The organism is Streptococcus lactarius, assembly GCF_016642265.1.
In the GTDB taxonomy this organism is placed as follows: Bacteria; Bacillota; Bacilli; order Lactobacillales; family Streptococcaceae; genus Streptococcus; species Streptococcus lactarius.
Genome location: NZ_MRXX01000018.1, coordinates 1 through 841, shown reverse-complemented (window position 1 = coordinate 841; position 841 = coordinate 1). Strand labels below are relative to the sequence as shown.

Here is an 841-nt window from a genome sequence, read left to right as displayed (position 1 = left end):
TTCTGCTTTACATAGTCTTGCGACCATGCACCCTAGAGGAGTCGAACCTCTAACCGCCTGATTCGTAGTCAGGTACTCTATCCAGTTGAGCTAAGGGTGCTACTTTCAACCTTCGTCTATGCCGAGGACCGGAATCGAACCGGTACGATCGTTACCAATCGCAGGATTTTAAGTCCTGTGCGTCTGCCAGTTCCGCCACCCCGGCCTCCTCAAGCGAACGACGGGATTCGAACCCGCGACCCCCACCTTGGCAAGGTGATGTTCTACCACTGAACTACGTTCGCATCGCTTTTGTCCTATAAAAAAATGCCGGCTACATGACTTGAACACGCGACCCTCTGATTACAAATCAGATGCTCTACCAACTGAGCTAAGCCGGCTCATTATTATTCTCTATGCGGGTTAAGGGACTTGAACCCCCACGCCGTAAAGCGCCAGATCCTAAATCTGGTGCGTCTGCCAATTCCGCCAAACCCGCAAAATTATGACCCGTACTGGGCTCGAACCAGTGACCCATTGATTAAAAGTCAATTGCTCTACCAACTGAGCTAACGAGTCTTAAAATAATTTTCATTACCTTAACGGTCCCGACGGGAATCGAACCCGCGATCTTCGCCGTGACAGGGCGACGTGATAACCGCTACACTACGGGACCTTTATGGGAGTTAACGGGATCGAACCGCTGACCCTCTGCTTGTAAGGCAGATGCTCTCCCAGCTGAGCTAAACTCCCTTATGGTCGTTTAACTCAGCCAACGGTCAGAAACTGCGTTTCTCTTATCCGCCGATTGAAATCTCGATTGCCTCTCGATTCCAACTAAGCTAAACTCCCAAATGAGCCT

At 50.4% G+C, this 841-nt stretch carries 8 tRNA genes; all 8 read right to left on the bottom strand.

Features of this window, described 5'->3' with window-relative positions:
• Positions 1-26 precede the first annotated feature (26 nt).
• Positions 27-100, bottom strand: a tRNA-Arg gene (locus BTU61_RS10170).
• 19 nt (positions 101-119) lie between these two features.
• Positions 120-205 (bottom strand) — tRNA-Leu (locus BTU61_RS10165).
• Between the two features lie 7 nt (positions 206-212).
• Positions 213-284 (bottom strand) — tRNA-Gly (locus BTU61_RS10160).
• Positions 285-307: 23 nt separating this feature from the next.
• A tRNA-Thr gene (locus BTU61_RS10155) sits at positions 308-380 on the bottom strand.
• Between the two features lie 16 nt (positions 381-396).
• Positions 397-478, bottom strand: a tRNA-Leu gene (locus BTU61_RS10150).
• Between the two features lie 7 nt (positions 479-485).
• Positions 486-558: transfer RNA gene (locus BTU61_RS10145), tRNA-Lys, on the bottom strand.
• A gap of 24 nt (positions 559-582) precedes the next feature.
• A tRNA-Asp gene (locus BTU61_RS10140) sits at positions 583-655 on the bottom strand.
• A 4-nt stretch (positions 656-659) separates the two neighbouring features.
• Positions 660-732: transfer RNA gene (locus BTU61_RS10135), tRNA-Val, on the bottom strand.
• Positions 733-841: the final 109 nt, after the last annotated feature.